At 48.5% G+C, this 2,940-nt stretch carries 2 protein-coding genes; both read left to right on the top strand.

The features are described 5' to 3' along the window. Positions 1 to 1,195: TonB-dependent receptor (locus AC4E7D_RS13505; protein ID WP_490174308.1), on the top strand; the 1,195-nt coding region annotated here is incomplete at its 5' end. 189 nt (positions 1,196 to 1,384) lie between these two features. Next, positions 1,385 to 2,940 (top strand): class I tRNA ligase family protein (locus tag AC4E7D_RS13500; protein ID WP_490174307.1); only part of this gene is annotated, 1,556 nt, incomplete at its 3' end.

The following is a 2,940-nucleotide window of genomic DNA, read 5'->3' as shown; positions in this document are numbered from 1 at the left end:
GGAAAGCAGGAATGAACGCAGCTTTGGTGACCCATTGCGATATACTACGCGGGAACAGGTTGACGCCTTTTCCACAAATTTGGATTTTGAGAATAAACGGATAGGGGACCTCAGGTTGTATTACGGTATTGAATATGTATTCAATCAGGTGGCTTCTTCTGGAAAACAGACCGATATTGGAAATAGAACCATTGAGGCAGCACCCACGCGTTACCCGGATGGGTCGAGGTGGCAAACCCTGGCGGGCTATGTGAACGGTGAGTACAAATTAAAACCCAACTTTACCTTTCTGGCCGGAATGCGTTACAGCCATGTCTGGACACGGGCAGATTTTGATACAACCTTTTATCCTTTTCCCTTTGATAAAGCCGCTCTGAGCAATGGGGCGTTCACGGGGAGTTTGGGTTTCAGCTGGTTTCCCAAGGCTGACCTGCAGATAACCCTGAATGGATCAACAGGCTTCAGGTCGCCCAATATCGATGATGTGGGTAAGGTTTTTGATTCTGAGCCCGGAGCTGTTGTTGTTCCCAATCCGGATTTGGAACCGGAATATGCCTACAACGGGGAATTGGGGATTCGGAAGAATTTTAAGGACAAACTGGTCCTTAAAGGGGCGGCCTACTATACCTATCTCGTCGATGCCCTGGTGCGGCGCGATTATTTGTTTGAAGGGGAACCTGAAATCATTTACAATGGCCAACTCAGCAGGGTGCAGGCCATGCAGAACGCCGCAAAGGCTTACGTGTATGGTCTTGAGCTGGGGATGGAGGCGTTCTTCAATGACCATTGGTCTGTGGCGGCAAATCTCACCCTCACCGAGGGGACCGAAGAAGACCAGGATGGGGTGGAAACCGCAGCCCGTCATGTGGCACCTACTTTTGGGGACATCCATCTTATTTGGCGCAATCAGCGGCTTACAGCCGATTTCTTTCTCAACTACAACGGGGAAATTCCATTTCAGGACCTGGCCATCACAGAACGGAATAAACCCTTTATCTATGCTTCTGATGCCGATGGCAACCCGTATTCTCCTTCCTGGTATACGCTCAATTTCCGGTCGCAGTTCCAGTTAACAGAGGCACTCACAACCAGCCTTATCCTTGAAAATATTACCAATCAGCGGTACAGGACATATTCTTCAGGCATAGTGGGGCCGGGCTTCAATATCGTGGCTGGGATTAGCTATAAACTTTAAGCAACTGAAGAGTTCTTAAAGGAGCCTGCGGGCGGGATTATCAGTTTCAGTTTCAACAGCTTCCGAACCGATTTGGGTTTATACCCTGTATATGGGGTATCCGGGCTGGGGGGAATATAAAATTAGGTCAAAAAATCCGTCGAAATTCACTATTTTTGCAGCCTTAATTCGCTACAGGAATTTAATTGTATGAAGTTTGCCGAATACAAAGGGTTGAATTTGCCAAAATTGGGAGAAGAGGTACTCGCATTTTGGAAAGCCCATCAGATATTTGAAAAGAGCATCACTTCAAGGGAAGGCCAGCCCAGCTATGTCTTTTATGAAGGGCCTCCTTCGGCTAATGGAATGCCGGGGATCCACCACGTCGTTCCAAGGACCATAAAGGACATTTTCCCACGATATAAGACCATGAAAGGGTACCAGGTGAAGCGAAAAGCAGGATGGGATACCCACGGACTGCCTGTAGAGCTCGGTGTGGAGAAAGAACTTGGGATTACCAAGGAAGACATCGGAAAAAAAATTACAATTGAGGAATATAATGCGGCCTGCAAGAAGGCGGTAATGCGCTATACAGATGCCTGGAATTCCATGACCGAGAAGATAGGTTACTGGGTAGATATGGATGATGCATATATCACCTACAAATCCAAGTACATGGAAACCGTATGGTGGTTGCTTAAGGACATTTATGACAAGGGCCTGCTCTACAAAGGCTACACCATACAGCCATACTCCCCCAAAGCAGGAACGGGACTGAGTTCACATGAACTCAACCAGCCAGGCACATATCAGGATACTACGGACACTACCGTAACGGCCCAGTTCAGGGCCATCAAGGAAACTCTGCCAGACTTCCTGGCGAATTACGGGGTCCCGGTTTACCTTCTGGCCTGGACCACAACGCCCTGGACCCTACCCTCCAATACCGCTCTCACCGTTGGTGAAAAAATAGACTACGTCCTGGTAAGGACCTATAACCAGTACACCTTCGAGCCTATTATGGTCATCCTGGCCAAAAACCTGGTAACCACACAATTCTCCGGGCGATTCGAGGCAACTGAGGACACCCATGTACTCGAAAATTTCCAGGAAGGGGACAAAAAGATCCCGTACATGGTTCTTGAGTCTTTTAAAGGGAAAGAATTACTGGGGATACGCTATGAACAGCTCCTCCCCTATACACTGCCCTACAAGGATGCAGGCAATGCTTTCCGCGTGATCAGCGGAGACTTTGTCACTACAGAGGACGGGACCGGGATCGTACATACCGCACCCACTTTTGGTGCAGATGATATGATGGTGGCCCAGAAAGCTACTCCACCCGTACCCCCTATGCTGGTGTTGGATGAGAATGACAACCCGGTACCCCTGGTAGATTTGCAGGGCAGGTTCCGACCGGAAATGAAAGAACATGGGGGTAAATACGTGAAAAACGAATATTACCCGAGTGGAGAAGCTCCTGAGCGGTCTGTGGATGTGGAACTGGCCATCAAGCTAAAAGAAGAAAACAAGGCATTTAAGGTAGAAAAATACAAACACCCCTATCCCAATTGCTGGCGTACAGACAAGCCGATATTATACTATCCCCTGGATTCATGGTTCATAAAGGTTACTGAGGTCAAAGACCGGATGTACGACTTAAACCAGACCATCAACTGGAAGCCTAAGGCTACCGGAGAAGGACGGTTCGGTAACTGGTTGGCCAATGCAAATGACTGGAACCTCTCCAGGTCCCGTTTCTGGGG

The organism is Lentiprolixibacter sp., assembly GCF_982873095.1.
This window is presented reverse-complemented; position numbering and strand designations above follow the sequence as displayed.